The sequence below is a fragment of the Pseudomonas sp. OV546 genome (assembly GCF_900116845.1).
Taxonomy (GTDB): Bacteria; Pseudomonadota; Gammaproteobacteria; order Pseudomonadales; family Pseudomonadaceae; genus Aquipseudomonas; species Aquipseudomonas petroselini.
Window position 1 is genome coordinate 585,402 of sequence record NZ_FPCE01000001.1, and the last position, 25,502, is coordinate 610,903.

Genomic DNA, 25,502 nt, shown 5'->3' on the forward strand with positions numbered 1-25,502 from the left:
AAATGTGGGAAGGGGCAATCCCCTCCCACATTTTGACCGCGTACGGTCCTGAGATCAGCTCAGTTCCAGCCAGATCGGCGCATGGTCCGACGGCTTTTCCAACCCGCGCAGGTCGTAGTCCACCCCGGCGTCCTTGACCCGCGGCAGCAGGCCATTGGACGCCATGATCACGTCAATCCGCAGGCCGCGCTTGGGCTCATCTTCGAACCCACGGCTACGGTAGTCGAACCAGCTGAAGCGGTCCGCCACGTCCGGGTTCAAGTGGCGGAAGCTGTCCACCAGGCCCCAGTTTTTCAGGCGCGCCATCCATTCGCGTTCTTCCGGCAGGAAGCTGCACTTGCCGGTTTTCAGCCAACGCTTGGCGTTGTCGGCGCCGATGCCGATGTCGCAGTCTTCCGGGGAAATGTTCACGTCGCCCATCACCACCAGCGCCTGGTCATTGCTGAACTGGCTTTCCAGCAACTGTTGCAGGTCTTCGTAAAAGCGCTGCTTGGCCGGGAATTTGGTGGGGTGGTCGCGGCTTTCGCCTTGTGGGAAATAGCCGTTCATGATGGTCACTGGCTGGCCATGTTCGTCGGCGAAAGTGCCCCAGATAAACCGGCGCTGGGCGTCTTCTTCGTCACTGGCAAAGCCTTTGTGCAGGCTTAGCGCCGGCTGGCGCGAGAGCAGGGCCACACCGTAGTGGCCTTTCTGCCCGTGGTAGTACACGTGATAGCCCAGGGCTTGTACTTCGGCGAGGGGGAATTGGTCATCGTGGACCTTGGTTTCCTGCAGGCCGATCACGTCGGGCTGGTGCTTTTCAATCAGCGCCGCCAGCTGATGAGGGCGGGCGCGCAGCCCGTTGATATTGAAGGAGACGATTTTCATGGTCGGCAGTCCAGTCTGGCAAAAGGGCGATGCTAGCGGACAAGTCGGACGGGGGCCAGCATGGCGGTAGGGCAGATGCGCTGCTAATGTCTGGGAACGACTCGTGCTGCGTGGGTTCGTACCCATAAGAACGCCGCCTCCTGAGCGGCGCCCAGGGAGATTGACTGTATGCCGGACACTTCGACTGCCATTGCTGAAATTCGCCTGCTCAACAGCGGCTATTCCCGCGAGGCCCGTTCCCTGCTGTATCAGGCCTATCGTCATGAGCCGACCTTTGCCTATATCTTCGAAGCCGAGCGTCCGGGCTACGAGCAGCGCGTACGGGCCACCGTGCGCGAGTTGGTCAAACAGCATTTCTTTCAGAAACTGCCGGCGATTGGCCTGTTCGTCAACGACCGGCTGATCGGCATCGCCCTGATCGCGCCACCGCAACGGCGCCTGGGCATCACCGAGAGCTGGGCCTGGCAATTGCGCATGTGGTTGAGCACGGGTGTGCGCGGTACCCGGCGTTATCTCGACTACCACCACGCCGTGCTGGCGTGCCTGCCCAATGAGTCGGTGCACGTGTTACCGCTACTGGGGATCCACCCGCAATTCCAGGGCAAACATTATGGCGAGCAGTTGCTGGAGGCCGTGCACAACTGGTGCGCCGAAGACCCGCATTCGTCCGGTGTGGTGCTCGACACGGGCAATTCACGCTACCTGGATTTCTATAAGCGTCAGGGCTATGAGGAAATTGGTGAGGTCGCTGTAGGACCGATCCTGGAGCACGTTTTTTTCCATCCCAACCCCCAGGCCTTACAGGCCGTAACGGTTTAGCACAGAATTTTTCAGAATTGTCTGAGTTCTAAGTTTCTCCCCAGCTCGTGTAGCATCCGCGCCTATGAAGTTTCCAGGAAGATTTACCAGCGGCTTGTTTCTGCTGTTCACAAGCTGCGGCGCCTTGGCGCAGAGCGAATTGGACGTGCGGATCAAGCCCTCAAACGACGGGTTGAAAGCCAACATCGAAGGCTATATCGGCGGGGTGGGCGATCGTGATGAAGAGGCCTTGCTGCGGTTCAGCCGCGGCGCCGAGGAGCAGGCGCGCAAGGCCGCCCAGGCGCTGGGTTTCTATCAGCCACAGATCGAAAGCGATGTGAAGGGCGGCAAGAATCCGCGCCTGATCCTCACCATCGACCCCGGCGAGCCGGTGCATCTGCGTAACGTGACCATTCGGGTGGACGGCCCTGCCGCCGACCTCAAGGCCTTTCGCGTGCCCGTCAGCGACGACCTCACCTCCGGCGCCGTGCTCAACCACGGCCATTACGAAGACGCCAAGCGTCTGATCCAGAACCAGGCGTCGCGCTACGGCTTTTTCAGCGGGCGCTTCACCCAACAGCAACTCGCGGTGGACCCGAAGGCGGGTGTCGCCGATATCGAACTCGTTTACGACAGCGGCCCGCGCTACACCCTGGGCAAGGTCAGCTTCGCCGGCGATACGCCGTTTGACGAAGAGCTGCTGCAACGCATGGTGCCGTTCAAAAGTGGCACGCCCTACGATTCCGAACTGATCGCCGAACTCAACCAGAACCTGCAAGCCAGCGGTTTTTTCGAAGGCGTGCGCGTGGACGCGGCCCCGGCCGCCTCGGCCAACGACATCATCCCGGTCGCCGTGCGCCTGGAGACCCGCAAGCCGCGCACCATGGGCCTGGGCCTGGGGTTCTCCACTGACGTCGGCCCACGCGGCAAAGCCAACTGGACCCGGCACTGGGTCAACCCCCAGGGTCATAGCTATGGCTGGGAAGCCGAGCTGTCGGCGCCACGCCAGAACGTCGGCCTGTGGTATGACATCCCGCTCGACCCTCCGCTCACCGACAAGCTGCGTTTCGCCGGTGGCTATCAGAATGAAGAAATCGCCAACACCGACACCCTGAGTAAATTGCTCACCCTCGGCCCCGAGTGGCACAGCAAATTGCCCAGCGGTTGGACCCGAGTGATCTCGCTCAAGTACCAGCGCGAAGAATATCGCCTGGGTAATGACTCCGGCCTGAGCAACCTGGTAATGCCGGGGATCAGCTATTCCTACCTGCGCAGTGACAACCGCATCGACCCGCACCACGGCTATCGCCTGCAATTTGATAGCAAGGTGGCGAAAGAGGGCTTGGGCTCCGACACCAACCTGCTCTACGGCACGGCCATGGTCAAAGGCCTGACCACCTTGTGGGACAACCATCGCTTCCTGGCGCGTGCCCAGGTAGGCGGCAGTGCCACCAATGGCTACCAGTCGGTGCCGCCGTCGCTGCGCTTCTTTGCCGGTGGCGACCAGAGCGTGCGCGGCTACGAGTACCAGACGCTGTCACCCGAGAACGACCGTGGCGACCGCATCGGTGGCCGCTACATGGTGGCCCTGAGCGCCGAGTACCAGTATTCCATCGCCGAGAAATGGCGGGTCGCGACCTTTATCGACCAGGGCAATTCCTTCAATTCCCTGGAAATGCCCAGCCTCAAGACCGGCGTGGGCGTGGGTATCCGCTGGGTTTCGCCGGTCGGCCCGATCCGCCTTGACCTGGCCCATGCCCTCGAAGATCCGGGCGGCGTTCGATTGCACTTTTCCATGGGGCCTGAGCTGTGATGCGTGGTGTGAAAATAGCAGGGTTGGCCGTGGTTGCCCTCCTTGGGGTGCTGTTGCTGGCACTGTGGGCGGTACTGGGCACTCAGGCGGGCAGCCGCTGGGCGTTGGGGCGTGTACCGGGGTTGAGCGTAGAGCATTTCCAGGGGCATCTGGGCGGCCAATGGAGCGCCGACCATGTGTTGTGGCAGCAGGACAGCAGTCGCGTCGAACTCCAGGCCCCCCAATGGGATTGGTCGCCGGCGTGCCTGTTGCGCATGACCTTGTGTATCGACCGCTTGGACGTGGAACAGGTCAGCCTGCAATTCCCGCCAAGCACCGAGGAAAGCAGCGGGCCGATCGCGCTGCCTGACTTGAATCTGCCGCTGGCCATCCAGCTGGGCGACGTTCGCGTCGGTAGCCTGCTGTTTAACGGCAGCGAAGAACTGAAAGGCTTGCAACTGGCGGCGCATTGGACCGCCGCCGGCCTGCAGATCGACTCGGTGCATGTGCAGCGCGATGGCCTGGTGCTGGACCTCGCCGGCCTGCTGCAACCCATTGACGACTGGCCTTTGACCGCCAGCGGTAACCTGAGCCTGCCCTACGCGCCGGGCGGCGCACCGTGGCACGTCGCTCTCAACGTCGACGGCGATCTGCTCAAGACCCTCAAGCTCAATGCTGACAGCAGCGGCTACCTGCCGGCCAAGCTCACCGGCGAGCTGCAACCGCTGGTGGAAAACCTCCCGGCCCAATTGCACCTCACTGCCGACGGCTTCAAGCCCAGCGCCGATCTGCCCGACACCTTGCAACTCAATCAACTCGACCTCACCGCCAAAGGCGACTTGAACAGCGGCTACCAATTGCTGGGCAAGGCCGTGCTGCCGGCGGAAAAGGGCCCGGTGGACTTGCTGCTGCAAGGCAAGGTCGACGCCAAGGGCGCGCAGATTGCCGGCCTGGACCTGAATGCCGGTGACAAGCAAAGCCTTAAGCTGACCGCCCAACTCGATTGGCAGCAAGGCTTCAGCGCCGAGGCCAAGATCGATTGGCTGGATTTCCCGTGGCATCGCCTCTATCCGGTGATCGACGAGCCGCAAGTCGCGCTGCGTACGTTCAATGGTGAGATCTCCTACAAGGACGGCAACTACCTGGGCAACCTCAAGGCCGACCTCGATGGCCCGGCGGGCAAGTTCAATGTGGTCACGCCGTTCAGTGGCGACCTTAAACAAATTTTCCTGCCTGAACTGAAACTCACCGCTGGCCAAGGCAAGGCTGAAGGCCACCTGAACCTGCAATTCGCCGACGGCATTGCCTGGGACACGGCCCTCGACCTGTCGGCGCTGAACCCGGCTTACTGGGTGGCTGAATTGCCCGGCACCCTGGCCGGGCCGTTGCGCAGCAAAGGCGAGTTCAAGAACGAGCAACTCAAGCTGAATGCCGACCTCGACCTCAAGGGCCGCTTGCGCGGTCAAACCGCGGTGCTGGCGGCCAAGGCCGACGGGGCGGGCGAGCAGTGGACGTTGGCTAACCTGGATATCCGCCTCGGCGACAACCGCATCAATGGCAGTGGCAGCCTGCAACAACGCCTGGCCGGGCAGATTGATATCAAGCTGGCGCGCCTGGCTCAGTTGTGGCCGCAACTGCGCGGGCAGGTCAACGGCCGGCTCGACGTGGCCGGCAGTCTCAAGGCGCCCCAAGGCAAACTGGGCCTCAAGGGCCAGCAACTGGCGTTTGCCGACAATCGCCTGCAAAACCTCACCCTCGATGCCAGCTTGGACAATGCCCAGCGCGCCAAGATCGACCTCAAGGGCAGCGGCATCCAGTCCGGCGACACCCAGGTCGGTACCCTGACCGCCAGCGCCCAAGGCGATATCCAGCAGCAGAAGGTCCAGCTGGATTTGGTCGGCCCGCTGGTCAAGCTGGCCCTGGCCTTGGATGGCACTCTCGATAAAGGCAACTGGCGCGGGCGCTTGGCCAGCGGTGATGTACAAGCCGGCGGGCAGGACTGGAAGCTGCAGGCGCCGGCGAAGATCGAGCGTCTGGCCGATGGCAAGCTCACTTTTGCCGCGCACTGCTGGGTGTCCGGGCCCGCCAGCCTGTGCGGCGAAGACCAGCGCCTGATGCCGGAACCGAAGCTGCGCTACCACCTCAAGCAATTCCCCATCGACAGCCTGGCGGCGTTCTTGCCCAAGGATTTTGCCTGGCAGGGCAAGCTCAACGCCGACCTGCAGCTGGACCTGCCGGACAGCGGCCCTAAAGGCCTTGTCTCGGTGGACGCCAGTGGTGGCATCCTGCGCGTCAAGGACAAGGACCAGTGGCTGGATTTCCCTTACGACACCCTGAAGCTGGAAACCACCCTCAACCCTAAACGCATCGACACGCAGCTGAACTTCCGTGGCGGCAAGCTCGGTGAGTTGATGCTGCAGGCGCAGATCAACCCGTTGCCGAAGAACAAGCCGATCACCGGCAACTTCAGCCTCGTCGGGCTGGACTTGGCGGTGGCGCGGCCGTTTGTACCGATGGTGGAAACCCTCAGCGGCAAGCTCAATGGCAATGGTCGTATTTCCGGTGGCTTGCTGGCACCGCAGGTCAACGGCAACGTGAACCTGGTGGGTGGCGAGATTGCCGGGCCGGAACTGCCCATCAGCCTCGAAGGCTTGAATGTGCAAGCGCTGATCGCAGGCGAAAGCGTGCAGCTCAACGGTGGCTGGCGCAGCGGCAAGGCGGGGCAGGGCAGCCTCAAGGGCCAGATCGACTGGGGCCAGGCGCTGGTGGTGGACCTCAGCCTGCAAGGCTCGCAACTGCCGGTCACGGTTGAACCTTACGCCGTGCTGGAGGTGGCGCCCGACCTGAAAATCAGCCTGAAGAACGACAAGCTGGCGGTGGCCGGTAAAGTGCACATCCCGCGTGGCGATATCACCGTGCGTGAGCTGCCGCCGTCCACCGTCAAAGTCTCGGATGACACGGTGATCATCGGCAGCCAGACCGAGGAGGGGAAGCCGCCGATGGCGATGGCCATGGATATCGACGTGGTGGTGGGTGAAGACAAGCTCAACTTCTCGGGCTTCGGCCTCACTGCCAAGGTGCAGGGCCAGGTGCATATCGGCGACAACCTCGACACCCGTGGCGAGCTGTGGCTCAACGATGGCCGCTACCGTGCCTACGGGCAGCGGCTGGATGTGCGACGAGCGCGCTTGTTGTTCGCCGGGCCCCTGGACCAGCCATACCTGGACATCGAAGCGATCCGCAAGACCGATGATGTGGTCGCCGGTATCCGCCTGAGCGGCAGTGCCGAGCAGCCCACCACGCAAATCTTCTCGGAACCGGCCATGAGCCAGGAACAGGCGCTGTCGTATCTGGTGCTGGGGCGTCCGTTGAGCAGCACCGGCGAAGATAACAATATGCTCGCGCAAGCCGCATTGGGCCTGGGGTTGATGGGCAGCGCCGGGGTCACCTCGGACCTTGCCAACAAGTTGGGTATCCAGGACTTCGACCTCGACACCCAGGGCAGCGGTAACAACACCGCCGTGGTGGCCAGCGGCAAGATCACCGAGAAACTCAGCCTGCGTTACGGCGTGGGCGTGTTCGAGCCCGCCAGCACGATTGCCTTGCGCTACCTGTTGAGCAAGAAGGTGTATCTGGAAGTGGCAAGCGGCGTGGCCAGCTCCCTGGATATCTTCTACAAGCGCGATTTCTAACGCTTACGCGATTAAACATGTGGGAGGGGGCTTGCTCCCGATGGCGGTGGGTCAGTCATGTTGCAGTCGACTGAAACACCGCCATCGGGGGCAAGCCCCCTCCCACATTAGCAAGCAAGCTAATTATTCCATTTGACATTTGCTGCCTAAGCAGTAACATCTCGTCACACATTCACTGCCTAGGCAGTAATAAGGTGACTTCCGATGAAACACTTCACCCCGGATAACTTCCACAACTGCCACCTCGGCCTCTTGCTCGGGCGTGCCGCAATCCTCAAAGACCGGATCATCGACACCCACATGGAACCCCACGGCATCACCGCCGCGCAGTTCAAGGTGTTGATCATCATGGCTCAGTTCGGCGTCGACACCCCGGCGGAGCTTTGCCGCAACCTGTCTTTGGACAGCGGTTCAATGACCCGCATGCTCGACCGCCTGGAGCAGAAGGGGCTGCTGGACCGCAAACGTTCAGCGCTGGATCGACGCCAAGTGCAGCTTGTACTCACCCCGGAGGGCCAGCGTCTGGCAGACATGCTGCCGTTCATCGGCGCCGATGCATTGAACCAGCTGGCCGGCGCACTGGAGCCGGGTGAGTTGGAAACCCTGGAAAAGATCCTAAAGAAAATTCTGATAGCTGCGGGTGATCCCATCACTATCCAGCGGGTAGGTAACCAATGAACACACGTGCCCTTTGCCTGGTGCTGGTGGCCATGAGCATGGCCGGTTGCGCCAACTACAGCGGCCTCGACACCCAAGGCAAACGCCTCGACGCGAGCACCCTGCAAAGCGGAAAAACCCTGAGCGGTGCGACCTTGTCGAGCGCCGCCTGGCCCAGCGCCGACTGGTGGAAAAGCCTCGGCGACCCACAACTCGACGGCCTGATCCAGGAAGCCCTGCAAAACAGCCCCGACATGCAAGTGGCCAGCGCTCGTGCCCATCAGGCCGAAGCCGCCGCCTACGCCGCCAACGCCGAGCGCATGCCGACCCTGGATGCCAGCGCCGGCGTGAGCCGTTCGCGCCTGGCCAAAGACCAGGACCCACGCGGCGAAGGCGATGCCTATTCGACCGTGCGCAACATCGGCGCCAGCTTCAATTACAACTTCGACCTCTGGGGCGGCCAGCGCGCTGCCTGGGAAGCCGCGTTGGGCGAGGCGCGTGCCGCCCAAGTCGACCAGCAGGCGGCGCGCCTGACGCTGGCCGCCAATGTGGCCAAGGCTTACAGCGACTTGGGCCAGGCCCATATCGTGCGGGACCTGGCCAATGACGACCTCAAGCGCACCCGGCAGATGCTCGACCTGGGCAAGCGCCGCCTGAACTCGGGCATCGACAGCCAGTACCAGTACCAGCAGACCGAAAGCCTCGAAGCCAGCGCCCAGTCGCAGCTGATCGACGCGGAAAAACAACTGCAGAGCGCCAAGATTGCGTTGGCGGTGTTGCTCGGCAAAGGCCCGGACCGTGGCAGTGAACTGGCCCGGCCCGCCGTGCTGAAACCCAGCGCCGTTGCCGTGCCATCGGTGCTGCCGGCCGAGCTGTTGGGCCGTCGCCCGGACCTGATCGCCGCGCGCTGGCGCGTCGAGGCGGCGGGCAAGAACATCGATGCGAGCAAGACCCGCTTCTACCCCAACCTCAACCTGAGCGCGAGCGCTGGGGCCGAGTCGTTGCTGGGCGATGCGATGTTCGGTTCGGCCAGCCGCTTCTTCAATATTGCGCCGACGGTCTCGCTGCCGATCTTCGACGGCGGCCGCCTGCGCGCCGACCTCGATGCCCGCGACGCCGACTACGATCTGGCGGTGGCGCAGTACAACAAGACCCTGGTGCAAGCCCTGGGCGATATCGGTAACACCCTTTCGCAACTGCGCGACACCGGCCGGCAGATCCAGGCCCAGCGACACGCCGCGGACATTGCCCAGCAGTCCTACGACACCGGCGTGCAGCGCTACAGCTCCGGGATCGGTAACTACCTGGATGTACTCAGCATCGAACAGCAATTGCTGCAGGCCCAGCGCCAGTTGGCAACGCTGAATGCCGCGCAGATCGATCTGTCGATTCAATTGATGCAGGCCCTGGGCGGCGGCTACAGCGCCGACAACGTGGCTGCGACCACCCCAGCCACCCGCACGGAATAATTTGAGGTATTTGTCATGGCCACTGCCGAAAACACCCCTGCAAGCGAACAACCCAAGCAAGACAACAACCCCCGCAAACGCAAAGTGATGCTGATCGGCCTGACGCTGATCGTCATCCTCGCCGTGGTCGGCGTGTGGGGCTGGTATGAGCTCTACGGCCGCTTCAGCGAAAGCACCGACGACGCCTACGTGAACGGCAACGTGGTGGAAATCACCCCGCTGGTCACCGGCACCGTGGTCAGCATCGGCGCCGACGACGGTGACCTGGTCCACGAAGGCCAGGTGCTGATCAACTTCGACCCGAACGACGCCGCCGTCGGCCTGCAAAGTGCCCAGGCCAACTTGGCCCGCACCGTGCGCCAGGTGCGCGGTTTGTACAGCAACGTCGATGGCATGAAGGCCCAGGTCAATGCGCAGAAAGCCGATGTGCAAACGGCCCAGGACAACTTCAACCGCCGTAAAACCCTGGCCCAGGGCGGGGCGATTTCCCAGGAAGAACTGTCCCACGCCCGTGACAGCCTGACCGCCGCCAAGAACGCGTTGACCAACCTTGAACAGCAACTGAAAACCACCAACGCGTTGGTGGACGACACGGTGATCAGCTCCCATCCGGATGTGCAGGCCGCCGCCGCGCAATTGCGCCAAGCCTACCTGGCCAATGCGCGCAGCACCCTGATCGCACCGGTCACCGGCTACGTCGCCAAGCGCACCGTGCAACTGGGCCAGCGCGTTCAGCCCGGCACAGCGTTGATGGCAGTGATCCCGCTGAACCAGCTGTGGATCGACGCCAACTTCAAGGAAACCCAACTGCGCGATATGCGCATTGGCCAGCCGGTGGACATTGAGTCGGACATCTACGGCAGCGACGTGAAGTACAGCGGCACCGTGGACAGCTTGGGCGCCGGTACCGGCAGCGCATTTGCCCTGTTGCCGGCGCAGAACGCCACCGGCAACTGGATCAAGATCGTGCAACGGGTGCCGGTGCGCATCCATATCAACGCCGAGGAGCTGGCCAAGCACCCGCTGCGCGTGGGCTTGAGCACCGTGGTCAATGTGGACCTGCACGACCAAAGCGGCCCGGTGCTGGCGCAACAGGCGCCGCAAAAGGCCTCGTTCACTACCAACGTGTATGACCGCCAATTGGCCGAAGCTGACGCCATGATCACCCAGTTGATCCATGACAACAGCCTCGCCGCTCCCAAGGCTGCGCAACGCTGATGAGCAATAACGCCTCCTTCACGCCACCCAGCCTGTTGATGGCCACTATTGGCCTGTCGCTGGCTACCTTTATGCAGGTGCTCGACACCACCATCGCCAACGTGGCGTTGCCCACCATTTCCGGCAACCTCGGCGTGAGTTCGGAGCAGGGCACCTGGGTGATCACCTCGTTTGCGGTGAGCAACGCCATCGCGTTGCCACTCACCGGTTGGCTGAGCCGCCGGTTTGGCGAGGTGAAGCTGTTTTTGTGGGCGACCATGCTGTTTGTGCTGGCGTCGTTCCTCTGTGGTATTTCCACGTCGATGCCTGAACTGATCGCCTTTCGGGTTGTGCAAGGCCTGGTGGCCGGGCCGCTGTACCCGATGACGCAGACGCTGCTGATCGCGGTCTACCCGCCGGCGAGGCGGGGCATGGCCCTGGCGCTGCTGGCGATGGTCACGGTGGTGGCGCCGATTGCGGGGCCGATCCTCGGCGGTTGGATCACCGACAGCTACAGCTGGCCGTGGATCTTCTTTATCAACGTGCCGATCGGTGTTTTTGCGGTGATGGTGGTGCGTTCGCAACTGAAGAAACGCCCGGTGGAGACCAGCTACCAACCCATGGACTACGTGGGGCTGCTGAGCCTGATCGTGGGGGTTGGCGCCTTGCAGATCATCCTCGACAAGGGCAATGACCTGGATTGGTTTGAATCCAACTTCATCATCATTGGCGCCGCGATTTCGGTGATTGCCCTGGCGGTGTTCATTATCTGGGAGATGACCGACAAGCACCCGGTGGTGAATCTGCGGCTGTTCGCCTACCGCAACTTCCGCATCGGCACCATCGTGTTGATCCTGGGTTACGCAGGCTTCTTCGGCATCAACCTGATCCTGCCGCAATGGCTGCAGACCCAGATGGGCTACACGGCCACGTGGGCGGGCCTGGCGGTAGCGCCGATCGGCATCCTGCCGGTGCTGATGTCGCCGTTCGTGGGCAAGTATGCGCACAAGTTCGACCTGCGCCTGTTGGCAGGCCTGGCGTTCCTGGCGATTGGCTTGAGCTGCTTTATGCGTGCGGGCTTCACCAATGAGGTGGACTTCACGCACATCGCGATGGTGCAGCTGTTCATGGGGATCGGCGTGGCGCTGTTCTTTATGCCGACCTTGAGCATCTTGATGTCCGACCTGCCGCCGCACCAGATTGCCGACGGCGCAGGTCTGGCGACGTTCCTGCGGACCTTGGGCGGTAGCTTTGCCGCTTCGCTGACCACCTGGATCTGGATCCGCCGTGCGGACCAGCACCATGCGTACATGAGCGAGAACATGACCACCTACGACTCCGCGACCCGCGATGCCTTGCAGGCGCTCGGCGGGGCAGGGCAGAAGGCCTACACGCAGCTGGACCAGATCCTCACCAGCCAGGCGTACATGATGTCCACCGTGGATTACTTCACGTTGCTGGGGTGGATGTTCATGGCGTTGATGTTGCTGGTGTGGTTGGCCAAGCCGCCGTTTGGCGCCAAGGCCGGGCCGGAAGCCTCAGGCCACTGATCAGTAAAGGTTGAAATACAATTCAATGTGGGAGGGGGCTTGCCCCCGATAGCAGTGGTTCAGCCAACAAATATGTTGAGTGTGCCGCCGCCATCGGGGGCAAGCCCCCTCCCACATTTTGTTACGCGCCGGGCAACGCCAATTGTGGGTTCACAAAATCAAACGCCGCCAATTGAAACCCTTGCTCATCCACCTGCAATGCCCAGCCTTGCTTATCCCAATCCCCCAGCACAATGCGCTTGGCCGCCTGGTCGCCAATCTGCAGCTTATGGATGGCCGGCCGGTGCGTGTGGCCGTGGACCAGGGTGCGCACGCCAAATTGCTGCATCACCCGTGGGACTTCCTCGGGGGTCACATCGACAATGTCGTTGGCCTTCATGCGTGTCTGCGCACGGCTTTCGCTGCGCAGCTTGCGCGCCAGCGTGTGCCGCGTGCGCAGCGGCAGATGCCGCAGTATAAACAGCACAATCGGGTTGCGCAGGATGCGCCGCAGCTTCATATAGCCGACGTCGCGGGTGCAGAGGCTGTCGCCGTGCATCAACAGCACGGGCTCGCCATGGAGCTGCACGACACTCGGGTCCTTGAGCAAGGTGGCACCTGCGGCTTTGCAGAACGCCTTGCCGATGAGGAAATCGCGGTTGCCGTGCATGATGAAAATCGGGGTGCCGCTGTCGCTCAGCTCGCGCAGGGCTGCGCAAATCGAACGCTGGAAGGGGGTCATCCCATCGTCGCCAATCCAGGCTTCAAAGAAGTCCCCCAGAATGTACAACGCCTGGGCGCCACGGGCGCGGTGGTGGAGCAGATCCAGAAACGCCCGGGTGATGTCCGGGCGCTCCTCTTCCAGATGCAAATCTGAAATCAGCAATATCACCCAACGATCTCGGCTTTCTCGACGATAACGTCTTCTACCGGAACGTCCTGGTGGCCGGCTTTACCGGTGGTTTGCACGCCTTTGATCTTGTCGACGACGTCCTGGCCTTCGGTCACTTTACCGAATACCGCGTAGCCCCAGCCCTGCACGTTCTTGCCGCTGTGGTTGAGGAAGGCGTTGTCGGCGACGTTGATGAAGAACTGCGCGGAGGCCGAATGCGGCTCCATGGTACGGGCCATCGCAACGGTGTATTTGTCGTTGGAAAGGCCGTTGTCCGCTTCGTTCTGGATGCTTGGACGCTTGTCTTTCTTTTCTTTCATGCCAGGCTCGAAACCGCCGCCCTGGACCATGAAGTTGCCGATGACACGGTGGAAAACGGTGTTTTCGTAGTGGCCGGCTTTAACGTACTCGATGAAGTTGGCGACGGTGATCGGCGCTTTCTCGGCGTTCAGCTCGATGACGATGTCACCGTGGTTGGTGGTCAGTTTGACTTGAGTCATGTTCACTACTCTTTTCAGGGAATTCGTGGGTTTGGACGCCTGGGCGCCTCGACCGGTTTGGCTAAACAGAGGCCAAGGGGCGCAGTTTAGCGTGACCTGCAGGAATTTCGAGGTGGTTTTTTACCGCCTATGCAATAAATGCTGCAGTTTTCGGTGCTGGCCTGTCAGGTGCTTGACAGCATCGGCTATGATATCGCCTTTGTTTTATCTGGCCTCACCCGGCCACGAACCTGTCTGTTCAAGGATCCTATGAGCAAGCCCACTGTCGACCCTACCTCGAATGCCAAGGCCGGACCTGCCGTCCCGGTCAATTTCCTGCGCCCGATCATCCAGGCGGACCTGGATTCGGGCAAGCACACGCAGATCGTCACCCGCTTCCCGCCAGAGCCCAACGGCTACCTGCACATCGGTCACGCCAAGTCGATCTGTGTGAACTTCGGCCTGGCCCAGGAGTTCGGTGGCGTCACGCACCTGCGTTTCGACGACACCAACCCGGCCAAGGAAGACCAGGAATACATCGACGCCATCGAAAGCGACATCAAGTGGCTGGGCTTCGAATGGTCCGGTGAAGTGCGCTATGCCTCGAAGTATTTCGACCAATTGTTCGACTGGGCCGTCGAGCTGATCAAGGCCGGCAAGGCCTACGTCGACGACCTGACGCCTGAGCAAGCCAAGGAATACCGTGGCACCCTGACCGAGCCGGGCAAGAACAGCCCCTTCCGCGACCGTTCGGTGGAAGAGAACCTGGACCTGTTCAACCGCATGCGCGACGGTGAGTTCCCGGACGGCGCCCGCGTGCTGCGCGCCAAGATCGACATGGCCTCGCCGAACATGAACCTGCGCGACCCGATCATGTACCGCATCCGTCATGCCCACCACCACCAGACCGGTGACAAGTGGTGCATCTACCCCAACTACGACTTCACCCACGGTCAGTCGGACGCCATCGAAGGCATCACCCACTCCATCTGCACCCTGGAGTTCGAAAGCCATCGCCCGCTGTACGAATGGTTCCTCGACAGCCTGCCGGTACCGGCGCACCCGCGTCAGTACGAATTCAGCCGCCTGAACCTGAACTACACCATCACCAGCAAGCGCAAGCTCAAGCAACTGGTGGATGAAAAGCACGTGCACGGCTGGGACGACCCACGCATGTCGACGCTGTCGGGCTTCCGCCGTCGCGGCTACACCCCGGCGTCGATCCGTAACTTCTGCGACATGGTCGGCACCAACCGTTCCGACGGCGTGGTCGACTTCGGCATGCTCGAATTCAGCATCCGCCAGGACCTCGACGCCAACGCGCCGCGTGCCATGTGCGTGCTGCGTCCGTTGAAAGTAGTGATCACCAACTATCCGGAAGACAAAGTCGACCACCTCGAGCTGCCGCGTCACCCGCAGAACGAAGCGCTCGGCGTGCGCAAGCTGCCGTTCGCGCGTGAAATCTACATCGACCGTGATGACTACATGGAAGAACCGCCGAAGGGCTACAAGCGCCTGGAGCCGAACGGCGAAGTGCGTCTGCGTGGCAGCTACGTGATCCGTGCCGACGAAGCGATCAAGGACGCCGATGGCAACATCGTCGAACTGCGCTGCTCCTACGACCCGGAAACCCTGGGCAAGAACCCTGAAGGCCGCAAGGTCAAAGGCGTGATCCACTGGGTGCCGGCCGCTGCCAGCGTCGAGTGCGAAGTGCGCCTGTACGATCGCCTGTTCCGCTCGCCGAACCCTGAAAAGGCTGAAGACAGCGCCAGTTTCCTCGACAACATCAACCCTGACTCCCTGCAAGTGCTCACCGGTTGTCGTGCCGAGCCATCGCTTGGCGACGCACAGCCGGAAGACCGTTTCCAGTTCGAGCGCGAAGGTTACTTCTGCGCGGATATCAAGGACTCGAAACCCGGTCATCCGGTATTCAACCGTACCGTGACCTTGCGTGATTCGTGGGGCCAGTGATTTAAGGGAAATGTCGTGTTAACGATCTACAACACACTCAGCAAGACCAAAGAAGTCTTCAAGCCGCTGGATGGCAACAAGGTGCGCATGTACGTGTGCGGCATGACCGTGTACGACTACTGCCACATCGGCCACGGCCGCAGCATGGTTGCCTTCGACCTGGTGACCCGCTGGTTGCGTTTCAGCGGCTATGACTTGACCTATGTGCGCAACATCACCGACATCGACGACAAGATCATCAACCGCGCCAATGAAAACGGCGAGTCGTTCGACGCGCTGACCGAGCGCATGATTGCCGCGATGCACGAGGACGAGGCGCGCCTCAACATCCTCAAGCCGGACATGGAGCCACGTGCCACGGACCACATCCCTGGCATGCACGCGATGATCCAGACCCTGATCGACAAGGGTTACGCCTACGCCCCAGGCAATGGCGACGTGTACTACCGCGTCGCCAAGTTCATGGGCTACGGCAAGCTGTCGCGCAAGAAAATCGAAGACCTGCGCATCGGCGCACGGATTGAAGTCGATGAAGCCAAGCAAGACCCGCTCGACTTCGTGCTATGGAAAGGCACCAAGCCTGGCGAGCCGAGCTGGGAGTCGCCGTGGGGCGCCGGGCGTCCGGGCTGGCACATCGAATGCTCGGTGATGTCCACCTGCTGCCTGGGCGACACCTTCGACATTCATGGCGGCGGCAGCGACCTTGAGTTCCCGCACCACGAAAACGAAATCGCCCAGAGCGAAGCCGCCACTGGCAAGACCTACGCCAACGCCTGGATGCACTGCGGCATGATCCGCATCAATGGCGAGAAGATGTCCAAGTCCTTGAACAACTTCTTCACCATCCGCGACGTGCTGGAAAAGTACCACCCGGAAGTCGTGCGTTACCTGCTGGTGTCGAGCCACTACCGCAGCGCCATCAACTACTCGGAAGACAACCTCAAGGACGCCAAGGGCGCCCTGGAACGTTTCTACCACGCGTTGAAAGGCCTGCCATCCGTGGCGCCTGCCGGCGGCGAAGCGTTCGTGGCACGCTTCACTGAAGTCATGAACGACGACTTTGGCACCCCGGAAGCCTGTGCCGTGCTGTTCGAGATGGTGCGCGAGATCAACCGCTTGCGCGAGAGCGATCTCGACGCGGCGGCCGGCCTGGCGGCACGCTTGAAAGAGCTGGCCAGCGTGCTGGGGGTTCTGCAAATGAAGCCTGAGGATTTCCTGCAAGCCGGCGCCGAAGGGCGTGTGGATGCGGCTGAAGTGGATGCGCTGATCCAGGCGCGTTTGTCTGCGCGGGCCAATAAGGACTGGGCGGAATCTGACCGTATCCGTGACCAACTGACCGCGATGGGGGTGGTGTTGGAAGACGGCAAGGGTGGGACGACGTGGCGGTTGGCTGATCAGGCTTGATCGGTAAACGCTGAATGAAAAACGCCCCGATTGGTTCGGGGCGTTTTTTTGCACACCGTTTTAGTGAGCGGCTCACCTGATCCAGTGTGGGAGGGGGCTTGCCCCCGATGACGGCGTGTCAGTCACCGAAAATGCTGACTGACCCACCGCAATCGCAGGCAAGCCAGCTCCCACATTTTTTACCGTGCCCACTTTGCGAACTCTTCGGTTGCAGATTTATGTGTGAGTTGGATGGTCTTTGAGGCTTAGTGTTTTATCTACCATTAGCTGGATCCCCTCCAGCATCCGACACATTCCCAAGGCCACGCTGCGAGGATTGCCGTCGATCTCAAAAGCCAAATGGCTTGCCAGCGCTTGAACCGAGGCAAGATCCTCCGCCGCGTTGACCAGCAGCGTCTCGACGTCTAATCCTTCGCGTACGGTAAATAAACTAGGGTCCTCAGTAGAAGGTTCTGGTTTCTCAGGCGGGTTCAGATGGTGGTTAATTGCTCGATGAGCCGCAGTGTGAAACGCGGCTGAGTCTGACGGCGGATTCGGACTGTCTTTGATCATGACGAAGCTCCTAGAGTATTGGAGCCACCACCCATCGCTGCGAAACGATACCCGGGTGGCAGCTGTACGCAGGTTCGCAGACCGGGACTCTAGGCACCCGGCATACCCGAAGGTATCCCGCGCACAGCCGCCATAACATCAGGCATAAAAAAGCGCCCGTTATCTTGTGGTGGACGCTGTGCGTCTAGAGTTTAACCGGGCTGCGAAACCCGGTCGCTGAGTTTTCAGCGACCACAGAAGATTAGGGCGTCATCTTCCGAGGGACAACCTTAGAACGCTGTCGGAAATTTCCGGGAGTGGGTGCCTGAGCATCAGCGCTTGCCAGCGACTTCGTACCGACTCTGAACAAATCCATTCTCCGACACATACGTGCCGATATGGCGAAGCTCATGCTCACGGCCGACCTGGCTGAACAATGGAATCCCTTGCCCCAGCAGCACCGGGATACGCGTAATGATCAGCTCATCGATCAGACCCGCTTCAAGAAACGCCTGGATCGTTTGGCCACCGTCGATATAGAGATGCTTCATGCCGCGCTCGGCTAACTGTGCCACCAGCGCGACTGCGTCCAGGGACATCACCTCGACCTTGCCCTGCAAATACGTCGGGATTTCTATGGCTTGGTGAGAAAGGGCGATGACCGGCATGCCCTCATAGGGCCACTCCGGAAACGACAGGACTTTTTCCAGGGTTTTGCGGCCCATCACCAGCGCATCAACCGTCGCGATGAAGCTTTCATACGTCAGGCCGTTCAGCGGTGCCAGGTCATATTCCGGCCGGTGCAGCCACTCGATATCGCCATCTGGCCGGGCGATAAAACCGTCAACGCTTGCGGCGATAAACACGGAACACTTGATATCCATGATGGGAATTCCTTTTCCTGATGTCCGAAAGACGTCTCTGGCACACATCCAATCTTGCGCCTGGCAACGATTCAAATGTGGGAGCTGCCCACTTGAGGGATCAGCGGCGGCTGCTGACCTCGGCGGGGACATCATCACCGGCCATGCGCTTGCGGAACAGCGCAGTGCGAGCCAACAGCAACGTGGTCACCGGCACCGTGATCGACAACAAGATCGGAATCAACCACCCGTGCAACACCGGCCCGGATTTGAGCACCGAAAAGTAGATAATCGACGCCAACGCCACACACCACGCGCCCAGCGTCGAGGCCAGCGCCGGCGGGTGCATGCGCTGGAAGAAGTCTTTCATGCGCAATAGCCCGATCGCGCCAATCAACGCAAACACACTGCTCAGCACCAGCAGCACCGCCACGATCACTTCCACCCATAACGGCATCATTCAATCACCTCCCCACGCAGCAGGAATTTCGCCAGGGCAAACGAGCCGACGAAGCCAAACAGCGCGATCAGCAGCGCCGCTTCAAAGTAGGTGTCACTCGCATACCGAATGCCCAGCACCAGCATCATCAGCATCGCCAGGATGTACAGGTAGTCCAGCGCCAGTACGCGGTCTTGTGCCGACGGGCCTTTGAACAGGCGGATCAGGGTCAGCACCATGGCTAGCGAGAACAGGAACAGGCTGAACAGGATCGCATTGGAGAGCAGGGTGCTCATTCGAAGATCTCCATCAGGGGCCGCTCGTAGGTGGTCTTGAAGTGCTCGATAAACGGCGCTTCATCTTCCAAGTCGAACACGTGCAAGAGCAGGATGCTGCGGTCCAGTGCCAGTTCCGACCAGATGGTGCCGGGCACCACGGTGGTGATCATCGACAGCGCGGCCAGGCCGTTGGCGTCGCGCAGGTCCAGGGGGATCTTGACGAAGCGCGAGCGCGGCGGGCGCGAGCCGCAGGTCAGCACGCCCCAGGCCACTTGCAGGTTGGAGACGATCACATCGCGTCCCACCAGGAAAAACAGGCGGATGATCACGCCGGGGCGGCGGATGCGGATCGGCAACGGGCGCAGCGGTGCCATCAGCAGCGGCGCAAGAAAGCCCAGCAGGGCGCCCAGCAGCAGGTTGCCGGGGCTGACCGACAGGTTCAGCACCAGCCACAGCACCCACAACGCCAGCGACAGCCACGGGGCAGGGAACAGGCGCTTCATGGTTGCACCTCCAGCGCGGCGGTCTTGGCTTCAGGGCTGGGTACAGGACGCGTTGCCATCACCGCCATCACGTAGTTTTCCGGGTTGTTCAGGCTCTGGGCGGTGCCCAGGGTGTAGCGCATCAGCGGCTCTGCCTTGAAGGTCAGCAGAATGCTCAGGCCCAGCAGGAAGAAGATCGGCACGCACTCATAGCGGCGCAGCAACGGCGACGGGCGCTCTTCCGGGGTCCAGAAGCGCTGGATGCCCAAGCGCGCAAAGGCGATCAGCGAGGCCAGGCCGGAGAGAATCAGCAGTGCGACCAGGCCCCAGGCAGCCGGGCGGATCGGCTCCTCGACACTGACCCCCAGGCCCAGCGGGTTGACCAGCGCGCTCAACAGGCTGAGCTTGCCGATAAACCCGGACAACGGCGGCATGCCGATAATCAGCAGGGCGCAGGCGACAAAACTCAAGCCCAGAAAGGCCATGGTCCAGGGAATCACCTGGCCGACCACGGCTTTCTGTTCGTCATCGAGGTTGACGCCAGGGCGCGGATGCAGGGACTCCATGGCCTTGGGCAGTGCATCGATCTCTTCATCCAGCGGCAGGTCGTTGGCCGAGCGCGAACGCTCGATCAATTCGGCCAGCAGGAACAGCGCGCTCAAGGCCAAGGTGGAACTGACCAGATAGAACAGCGCGCCGGCGGTGAGGCTCGGCTGGGCGAAGCCCACCGACGACAGCAGGATCCCGGCCGAGACCAGGATGCTCAAGCTGGCCATGCGCTCCAGGCGCTGCGCCGCCACCATCGCCAGACCGGCGCAGACAATGGTGGCCATGCCGCCATACACCAGCCAATCGCCGCCAAACAGTGCCGACGCACCGGCCTGGCCGGAGAACAACAGGGTCCACAGGCGCAGCACGGTGTACACGCCGACCTTGGTCATGATCGCAAACATCGCCGCCACCGGCGCGCTGGCCGAGGAGTAGGCGGGGGCCAGCCAGAAGTTCAGCGGCCACATGCCGGCTTTCGCCAGGAACGCCGTCGCAAGGATCGCCGCACCCGCGTGCAGCAGGCCGCGATCGGCTTCCGGCACCAGCGGGATCTTCAGCGCCAGGTCGGCAAAGTTCAGCGTGCCGGTGACGCCATAGATCATCGCCGCACCAATCAGGAACAGTGACGAGGCCAGCAGGTTGATCGCGATGTAATGCAGCCCCGATGACACCCGCGCCCGGCCGGAACCGTGCAGCATCAAGCCATAGGACGCCGCCAGCAGCACCTCGAAGAACACAAACAGGTTAAACAGGTCGGCCGTGAGGAAGGCGCCATAGAGGCCCATCATCTGGATCTGGAACAGCGCATGGAAGCTGGTGCCGGCACGGTCCCAGCGGGCCATGGCGAACAGCAGCGCGCTCACGCCGATGATCCCGGTGAGCACCAGCATCAAGGCCGATAATTGGTCCACCACCAGCACAATGCCGAACGGCACCTGCCAGTTGCCCGGCAGGTACACGCCGATCGAGCCGGGGCCGCCTTTTTGCGTCCAGTACAGCAGCAGAATGGCGATGCCCAGGCCGATCATGCTCGAGAACAGGTTGATGCGCGCTTTCAGCGGCCGATGCTTCTCGCCGAGCATCAGCATCAAGGCGGCGGTGAGCAACGGCAGCAGGATCGGCGCGACGATCAGTTGATTCATCCACGTCATTCCTTGGGCTCCCGGCCGTCCACATGGTCAGTGCCGGTCAGGCCCCGTGAGGCCAGCAACACCACCAGGAACAAGGCGGTCATGGCGAAGCTGATCACGATGGCCGTGAGCACCAGCGCCTGGGGCAGCGGGTCGGTGTAGTGGAGCAGGTCTTGCGGCACACCGTCCTTGATGATCGGCTCCTTGCCGATAAACAGGCTGCCCATGCTGAAAATGAACAGGTTGACCCCGTACGACAGCAGGCACAGACCCATCACCACCTGGAACGTCCGTGGCCGCAGGATCAGCCAGACCCCGGAGGCGGCCAGGACGCCAATGGCAATTGCAATGACTTCTTCCATCAGGCGGCTCCTTCCGTAGCGGCAACCACTTTGGCCTGGTTGCTCGGTTTATGGGCCCGCACGGACTGGTGACCGAGGGCGGTGAGCATCAGCAGCGTCGAGCCGACGACCATGGCGTACACGCCGACGTCGAAGAACAGCGCGCTGGCGACATGAATGTCGCCGAGCACCGGCAGGCTGAAATGCCAGGTGTGGGTGGTGAGGAACGGGTAGCCGGCAAACAAGGCGCCAAGCCCGGTCAGGGTCGCGGAGAACAGCCCGAAGCCCATCCAGCGCATCGGCCGCAGGCTCATCTGTGCCTCGACCCATTGGGTGCCGGCGACCATGTATTGCAGGATAAACGCGACCGACATCACCAGCCCGGCGACAAACCCGCCGCCCGGCTGGTTGTGGCCGCGCATGAACAGGTAGAACGACACCACCAGCGCAATCGGCAGCAGCAGGCGCACCAGCACCGCCGGCACCATCATGAAGCCCAGCGCGGTGTCGCTGGCCTGGCGTGGGTTGACCAGGTCGGTGGCCACGTCCGGCGCAAGCTGGCGCTGTTGCGCGGGCAGCTGCATGCTTTCCTTGGAAGGGCGGAAGCGGCGCAGCAGGGCGTACACCGTCAGCGCCACGGCGCCGAGCACGGTGATTTCGCCGAGGGTATCAAAGCCCCGGAAGTCGACGAGCATCACGTTCACCACATTGCTGCCGCCGCCTTCGGGCAGGGCACGGCTGAGGTAGAACGAAGAGATATCGTTGGGGGTCTGGCGCGTCAACATCGCGTAGGACAACAGCGCCATGCCGCCGCCCACTACGGTGGACAGCAGGAAGTCGCGCACCCGGCGAATCCGCGCCTTGCGCAAGGTGTTCGGCAGCGGCGAGACCTCCTCGATCCGCCGCGGCAGCCAGCGCAGGCCCAGCAGGATCAGCACGGTGGTCACCACTTCGACCACCAACTGCGTCAACGCCAGGTCCGGCGCCGAGAACCACACAAAGGTGATGCAGGTCATCAGGCCGCACACGCTGACCATGGTCAGGGCCGCCAGCCGGTGGTACTTGGCTTGCCAGGCGGCGCCAAGGGCGCAGGCGATCGCCAGCACCCACAGGGTGACGAACACGATGGACCCCGGGATTTTCGGGCGGTCGCCCCAGCTCAAGCCACTGTTGAGCATCGGGATCATGCCGCCGATCACCGCCACCAGCACCAGCAGGAACAACTGAGTCTGCAGGCGCTTGGTACTGATGCGTTTCTCGATCCTGCGCACGCCGCGCATCATCACCACCAGGCTGCGCTCGAAACCACGCTTGCCGTTGAAATAGCTGATGATCGGCGGGTACTTGAAGCGCCCCAGCTTGAGTTGCTTGCGCAGCAGCAGGTACAGCACCACGCCGCCGGACATGGCCACCAGGCTCATGATCATCGGCGCGTTCCAGCCGTGCCAGATCGCCAGGCTGTACTCCGGCAGCACGCCGCCCACCACCGGCAGCGCAGCGGCGGCAAGGATCGAGCCGACCACCTGGGCCGGGAAAATCCCTACCAGCAGGCACGTGAACACCAGCAACTCAACCGGTGCGCGCATCCAGCGCGGTGGTTCGTGGGGCGTGTGCGGCAGGTTGGTCGCCGGCGGGCCGAAGAACACGTCCACGGTGAAACGCAGCGCATAGGCCACGCTGAATGTCCCGGCAATGGTCGCGATCAACGGCAGGGCGAATTCCACCCAGGCCGTGGAGGTGATGAACACGGTCTCGGCAAAGAACATTTCTTTGGACAGGAAGCCGTTGAGCAACGGCACGCCCGCCATGGACGCACTGGCCACCATCGCCAGGGTCGCGGTAAACGGGATCAGCTTGACCAGCCCGCTGAGCTTGCGGATGTCCCGCGTGCCGCTTTCGTGGTCGATGATGCCCGCGGCCATGAACAGCGAGGCTTTGAAGGTGGCGTGGTTGAGGATATGGAACACCGCCGCGACGGCGGCCAGCGGGCTGTTGAGGCCCAGCAGCAAGGTGATCAGCCCGAGGTGGCTGATGGTGGAATAGGCCAGCAGGCCCTTCAGATCATTCTGGAACATGGCGCAGTACGCGCCGAGGAGGAGGGTGAGGGCGCCGGCACCGCCGACGATCCAGAACCATTCTTCGCTGCCCGACAGCGACGGCCACAGGCGGGCCAGCAGGAACACGCCGGCCTTCACCATCGTTGCCGAATGCAGGTACGCCGACACCGGCGTGGGGGCCGCCATCGCATGGGGCAGCCAGAAGTGGAAGGGGAATTGCGCGCTTTTGCTCAAGGCGCCTATCAGCACCAGGGCCAGCATGACCGGGTACAGCGAGTGCGAACGAATCTGATCGCCCGCCGCCAGCACCTGGTCGAGGTCATAGCTGCCGACGATATGCCCCAGCAGCATCACGCCGGCCAGCAGGCACAAGCCGCCGGCGCCGGTGACCATCAACGCCATGTACGCACCTCGGCGCGCGTCGGCGCGGTGGTGCCAATAGCCGATCAGCAGGAACGAGAACAGGCTGGTCAGTTCCCAGAAGAACACGATCTGGATGAGGTTGCCGGAGATCACCAGGCCGAGCATGGCGCCCATAAAGGCCAGGAAAAACGCGAAGAATCGCGGCACCGGATCATCCGGCGACATGTAGTAACGCGCATACAACGCCACCAGCGAACCGATGCCGAGCACCAGCATCGAGAACAGCCAGGCAAACCCGTCCATGCGCAACACGAAGTTCAGCCCGAGGCTGGGCAACCATATGAATTCTTCGCGGATCACGCCACCGTGGGCGATCTGGGGGTAGAGCAGGGCGACTTGAATAGTGCCGACCAGGGCCACAAGGCCGGCCAGCAGGGATTCGGTGTTACGTGCATTGTGCGGCAGCAAGGCCGCCAGACAGCTGCCAATAAAAGGCAGAAGCAGTAGAACTATCAGAGACATAGGCTTCTAATCTGCGGGAGTTTGGGATGCATCATACGTGCCGCTTTCACGATCACCAAACGGCAAGATGTGGCAGGATCCTACAAGATAGGTCGAATAAACCCATTTGGCAGTGTTTAGGACCCTGTGGCGAGGGAGCTTGCTCCCGCTGGACCGTGCAGCCGCCCCACAACCGGCACCTCAGTTCTGACGCTCTTGCTCCAGCTCTTCTTCCAACGCCAGCGCCTTCTGCCCCTTAGTCTTCATTTCACTGACAATCACCGCCACCACAATCAACGCCGCCCCCACCATCGCAATCGGCGGGAAGCGCTCCCCGGCAATCCGCCCCACCACGCCTGCCCATACCGGCTCACCGGCATAGATCAACGTGGCCCGGGTCGGCGAAACACTTTGCTGCGCCCAGTTCATCGCCACCTGGATCACCGCACTGGTCAAGCCCAGGCCCACCGCACTGAACAGCAGCAGCCACGAAAACCCCGGCAACGCCTCGCCCATCGGCACCACCATCAGGAACGACAACAGCGACGCCGTGGCCAGTTGCACCACGGTCACCCGGCGCACATCCACCTGCCCGGCAAACGCGCTGATCAGGATGATCTCCGCCGCAATCGCCACCGCGCCAATCAACGTGGCGATTTCGCCGGCGCTGAAGTTCAGCGAAGCACCCGCCGGCCCGGTCAGCAGCATCAACCCGGCAAACGCCAGCATAATGCCGATGCTCGGCATCAACCCCGGCCGACGGCCCAACACCAGCCATTGCAACAACGGCACGAATGGCACGTAGAGTGCGGTGATAAACGCCGACTGGCTGCTCAAGATCGTCTGCAAGCCAATGGTCTGCAGGCCGTAGCCAAACATGATTGCCACGCCAATGAACACCCCCGCCTTCAACTCGAACAGCGTCAGGTCGCGCAGGGTGCGCAAGGAAAAGAACCCCACCACGATCGCCGCCGCCGCAAAGCGCAGGCCGACGAAAAACATCGGCCCACTGACGGTCATCGCGTGCTGCACCAGCAAAAACGTGCCGCCCCAGATCATGGTGATCACCACCAGGATGCATTCGGCATTGCTGAAACGGCTGAAACGAGGGGAGGCGTTTGGGGTGGTCATGGCGGCTCGGTCTTGCAAGGGAAAGGCACGGACCGCACAATGCGCCGCACGCTGGGCAGTATACTGCGCACACCCACCCATTGAGCAATA

The 25,502-nt window shown here is 62.0% G+C and carries 21 protein-coding genes; 9 read left to right on the forward strand and 12 right to left on the reverse strand.

Annotated elements, in window-relative coordinates; all coding sequences use genetic code 11:
* Positions 1 to 54: 54 nt before the first annotated feature.
* A complete protein-coding gene (gene xthA, locus BM403_RS02750) occupies positions 55 to 867 on the reverse strand; it encodes an exodeoxyribonuclease III (protein ID WP_046035549.1) in 813 nt (270 codons plus the stop codon).
* 168 nt (positions 868 to 1,035) lie between these two features.
* Here xthA and BM403_RS02755 point away from each other — a divergent pair, with 168 nt between their 5' ends.
* The 7 genes from BM403_RS02755 (at position 1,036) to BM403_RS02785 (ending at position 12,022) form a co-directional block, all read left to right on the forward strand.
* Positions 1,036 to 1,686, forward strand: coding sequence for a GNAT family N-acetyltransferase (locus tag BM403_RS02755; RefSeq protein WP_046035548.1), 651 nt, complete (start codon positions 1,036 to 1,038; stop codon positions 1,684 to 1,686).
* 64 nt (positions 1,687 to 1,750) lie between these two features.
* Positions 1,751 to 3,478, forward strand: a complete 1,728-nt coding sequence (locus tag BM403_RS02760; protein ID WP_093541483.1) for an autotransporter assembly complex protein TamA — start codon at positions 1,751 to 1,753, stop codon at positions 3,476 to 3,478.
* Positions 3,478 to 7,149 (forward strand): translocation/assembly module TamB domain-containing protein, encoded by a 3,672-nt coding sequence (locus tag BM403_RS02765; RefSeq protein ID WP_093541485.1) that lies wholly within the window; start codon positions 3,478 to 3,480, stop codon positions 7,147 to 7,149. Before BM403_RS02760 ends, BM403_RS02765 begins: the two co-directional genes overlap by 1 nt.
* 204 nt (positions 7,150 to 7,353) lie before the next feature.
* Positions 7,354 to 7,827 (forward strand): MarR family winged helix-turn-helix transcriptional regulator, encoded by a 474-nt coding sequence (locus BM403_RS02770; protein WP_012724999.1) that lies wholly within the window; start codon positions 7,354 to 7,356, stop codon positions 7,825 to 7,827.
* Positions 7,824 to 9,275 carry an efflux transporter outer membrane subunit gene (locus tag BM403_RS02775; protein WP_046035546.1) on the forward strand — a complete coding sequence of 484 codons (1,452 nt, stop codon included), beginning with the start codon at positions 7,824 to 7,826 and terminating at the stop codon, positions 9,273 to 9,275. Before BM403_RS02770 ends, BM403_RS02775 begins: the two co-directional genes overlap by 4 nt.
* Positions 9,276 to 9,290: 15 nt before the next feature.
* Entirely contained in the window at positions 9,291 to 10,493 is a 1,203-nt protein-coding gene (locus tag BM403_RS02780) for an HlyD/EmrA/EmrK family protein (protein ID WP_093541487.1), read from the forward strand.
* A complete protein-coding gene (locus BM403_RS02785; RefSeq protein ID WP_093541489.1) occupies positions 10,493 to 12,022 on the forward strand; it encodes a DHA2 family efflux MFS transporter permease subunit in 1,530 nt (509 codons plus the stop codon). The genes BM403_RS02780 and BM403_RS02785 overlap by 1 nt, the downstream gene beginning before the upstream one ends.
* Before the next feature lie 121 nt (positions 12,023 to 12,143).
* On the opposite strand, the gene lpxH is transcribed toward BM403_RS02785, so the two are convergent.
* Positions 12,144 to 12,893, reverse strand: a complete 750-nt coding sequence (gene lpxH, locus BM403_RS02790) for a UDP-2,3-diacylglucosamine diphosphatase (RefSeq protein WP_093541491.1) — start codon at positions 12,891 to 12,893, stop codon at positions 12,144 to 12,146.
* Entirely contained in the window at positions 12,890 to 13,393 is a 504-nt protein-coding gene (locus BM403_RS02795) for a peptidylprolyl isomerase (RefSeq protein ID WP_043205556.1), read from the reverse strand. Before BM403_RS02795 ends, lpxH begins: the two co-directional genes overlap by 4 nt.
* A gap of 249 nt (positions 13,394 to 13,642) precedes the next feature.
* Between BM403_RS02795 and BM403_RS02800 the strand changes: the two genes are divergently transcribed.
* Together BM403_RS02800 and cysS are read left to right on the forward strand one after the other, a co-directional pair.
* Complete coding sequence (locus BM403_RS02800) at positions 13,643 to 15,343, forward strand: glutamine--tRNA ligase/YqeY domain fusion protein (RefSeq protein ID WP_012724993.1); 1,701 nt, start codon at positions 13,643 to 13,645, stop codon at positions 15,341 to 15,343.
* 15 nt (positions 15,344 to 15,358) lie between these two features.
* Positions 15,359 to 16,747, forward strand: a complete 1,389-nt coding sequence (cysS, locus tag BM403_RS02805; protein WP_093541493.1) for a cysteine--tRNA ligase — start codon at positions 15,359 to 15,361, stop codon at positions 16,745 to 16,747.
* A gap of 216 nt (positions 16,748 to 16,963) precedes the next feature.
* Here the strand turns inward: cysS and BM403_RS02810 are convergent, their stop codons facing one another.
* The 9 genes from BM403_RS02810 to BM403_RS02850 all read right to left on the reverse strand — a co-directional run bounded on the left by BM403_RS02810 (position 16,964) and on the right by BM403_RS02850 (position 25,412).
* The gene (locus BM403_RS02810; protein WP_093541495.1) at positions 16,964 to 17,299 is read right to left on the reverse strand and encodes a DUF6124 family protein; all 336 of its coding nucleotides are present in this window, start codon (positions 17,297 to 17,299) and stop codon (positions 16,964 to 16,966) included.
* Positions 17,300 to 17,610: 311 nt separating this feature from the next.
* Positions 17,611 to 18,162: a dihydrofolate reductase family protein gene (locus BM403_RS02815; protein WP_046035543.1), complete on the reverse strand. Its 552-nt coding sequence runs from the start codon at positions 18,160 to 18,162 to the stop codon at positions 17,611 to 17,613.
* A 100-nt stretch (positions 18,163 to 18,262) separates the two neighbouring features.
* Positions 18,263 to 18,601, reverse strand: coding sequence for a Na+/H+ antiporter subunit G (locus BM403_RS02820; RefSeq protein WP_043205555.1), 339 nt, complete (start codon positions 18,599 to 18,601; stop codon positions 18,263 to 18,265).
* A complete protein-coding gene (locus BM403_RS02825) occupies positions 18,598 to 18,876 on the reverse strand; it encodes a K+/H+ antiporter subunit F (RefSeq protein WP_064055355.1) in 279 nt (92 codons plus the stop codon). The genes BM403_RS02820 and BM403_RS02825 overlap by 4 nt, the downstream gene beginning before the upstream one ends.
* Positions 18,873 to 19,361, reverse strand: a complete 489-nt coding sequence (locus BM403_RS02830; protein ID WP_064055356.1) for a Na+/H+ antiporter subunit E — start codon at positions 19,359 to 19,361, stop codon at positions 18,873 to 18,875. Before BM403_RS02830 ends, BM403_RS02825 begins: the two co-directional genes overlap by 4 nt.
* Positions 19,358 to 21,040, reverse strand: coding sequence for a monovalent cation/H+ antiporter subunit D (locus BM403_RS02835; RefSeq protein WP_064055357.1), 1,683 nt, complete (start codon positions 21,038 to 21,040; stop codon positions 19,358 to 19,360). Before BM403_RS02835 ends, BM403_RS02830 begins: the two co-directional genes overlap by 4 nt.
* Positions 21,037 to 21,381, reverse strand: coding sequence for a Na+/H+ antiporter subunit C (locus BM403_RS02840; RefSeq protein WP_007986256.1), 345 nt, complete (start codon positions 21,379 to 21,381; stop codon positions 21,037 to 21,039). Before BM403_RS02840 ends, BM403_RS02835 begins: the two co-directional genes overlap by 4 nt.
* Positions 21,381 to 24,302, reverse strand: coding sequence for a monovalent cation/H+ antiporter subunit A (locus tag BM403_RS02845; RefSeq protein ID WP_093541497.1), 2,922 nt, complete (start codon positions 24,300 to 24,302; stop codon positions 21,381 to 21,383). The genes BM403_RS02840 and BM403_RS02845 overlap by 1 nt, the downstream gene beginning before the upstream one ends.
* Positions 24,303 to 24,482: 180 nt before the next feature.
* Positions 24,483 to 25,412 carry a DMT family transporter gene (locus tag BM403_RS02850; RefSeq protein ID WP_093541499.1) on the reverse strand — a complete coding sequence of 310 codons (930 nt, stop codon included), beginning with the start codon at positions 25,410 to 25,412 and terminating at the stop codon, positions 24,483 to 24,485.
* Positions 25,413 to 25,502 lie beyond the last annotated feature (90 nt).

Excerpts from the sequence above, each read along its gene's own strand:
- xthA (WP_046035549.1), bottom strand. The coding sequence starts at position 867 with ATGAAAATCGTCTCCTTCAATATCAACGGGCTGCGCGCCCGCCCTCAT.
- BM403_RS02755 (WP_046035548.1), top strand. The coding sequence starts at position 1,036 with ATGCCGGACACTTCGACTGCCATTGCTGAAATTCGCCTGCTCAACAGC.
- BM403_RS02760 (WP_093541483.1), top strand. The coding sequence starts at position 1,751 with ATGAAGTTTCCAGGAAGATTTACCAGCGGCTTGTTTCTGCTGTTCACA.
- BM403_RS02765 (WP_093541485.1), top strand. The coding sequence starts at position 3,478 with ATGCGTGGTGTGAAAATAGCAGGGTTGGCCGTGGTTGCCCTCCTTGGG.
- BM403_RS02770 (WP_012724999.1), top strand. The coding sequence starts at position 7,354 with ATGAAACACTTCACCCCGGATAACTTCCACAACTGCCACCTCGGCCTC.
- BM403_RS02775 (WP_046035546.1), top strand. The coding sequence starts at position 7,824 with ATGAACACACGTGCCCTTTGCCTGGTGCTGGTGGCCATGAGCATGGCC.
- BM403_RS02780 (WP_093541487.1), top strand. The coding sequence starts at position 9,291 with ATGGCCACTGCCGAAAACACCCCTGCAAGCGAACAACCCAAGCAAGAC.
- BM403_RS02785 (WP_093541489.1), top strand. The coding sequence starts at position 10,493 with ATGAGCAATAACGCCTCCTTCACGCCACCCAGCCTGTTGATGGCCACT.
- BM403_RS02795 (WP_043205556.1), bottom strand. The coding sequence starts at position 13,393 with ATGACTCAAGTCAAACTGACCACCAACCACGGTGACATCGTCATCGAG.
- BM403_RS02800 (WP_012724993.1), top strand. The coding sequence starts at position 13,643 with ATGAGCAAGCCCACTGTCGACCCTACCTCGAATGCCAAGGCCGGACCT.
- BM403_RS02810 (WP_093541495.1), bottom strand. The coding sequence starts at position 17,299 with ATGATCAAAGACAGTCCGAATCCGCCGTCAGACTCAGCCGCGTTTCAC.
- BM403_RS02815 (WP_046035543.1), bottom strand. The coding sequence starts at position 18,162 with ATGGATATCAAGTGTTCCGTGTTTATCGCCGCAAGCGTTGACGGTTTT.
- BM403_RS02820 (WP_043205555.1), bottom strand. The coding sequence starts at position 18,601 with ATGATGCCGTTATGGGTGGAAGTGATCGTGGCGGTGCTGCTGGTGCTG.
- BM403_RS02825 (WP_064055355.1), bottom strand. The coding sequence starts at position 18,876 with ATGAGCACCCTGCTCTCCAATGCGATCCTGTTCAGCCTGTTCCTGTTC.
- BM403_RS02830 (WP_064055356.1), bottom strand. The coding sequence starts at position 19,361 with ATGAAGCGCCTGTTCCCTGCCCCGTGGCTGTCGCTGGCGTTGTGGGTG.
- BM403_RS02835 (WP_064055357.1), bottom strand. The coding sequence starts at position 21,040 with ATGACGTGGATGAATCAACTGATCGTCGCGCCGATCCTGCTGCCGTTG.
- BM403_RS02840 (WP_007986256.1), bottom strand. The coding sequence starts at position 21,381 with ATGGAAGAAGTCATTGCAATTGCCATTGGCGTCCTGGCCGCCTCCGGG.
- BM403_RS02845 (WP_093541497.1), bottom strand. The coding sequence starts at position 24,302 with ATGTCTCTGATAGTTCTACTGCTTCTGCCTTTTATTGGCAGCTGTCTG.
- BM403_RS02850 (WP_093541499.1), bottom strand. The coding sequence starts at position 25,412 with ATGACCACCCCAAACGCCTCCCCTCGTTTCAGCCGTTTCAGCAATGCC.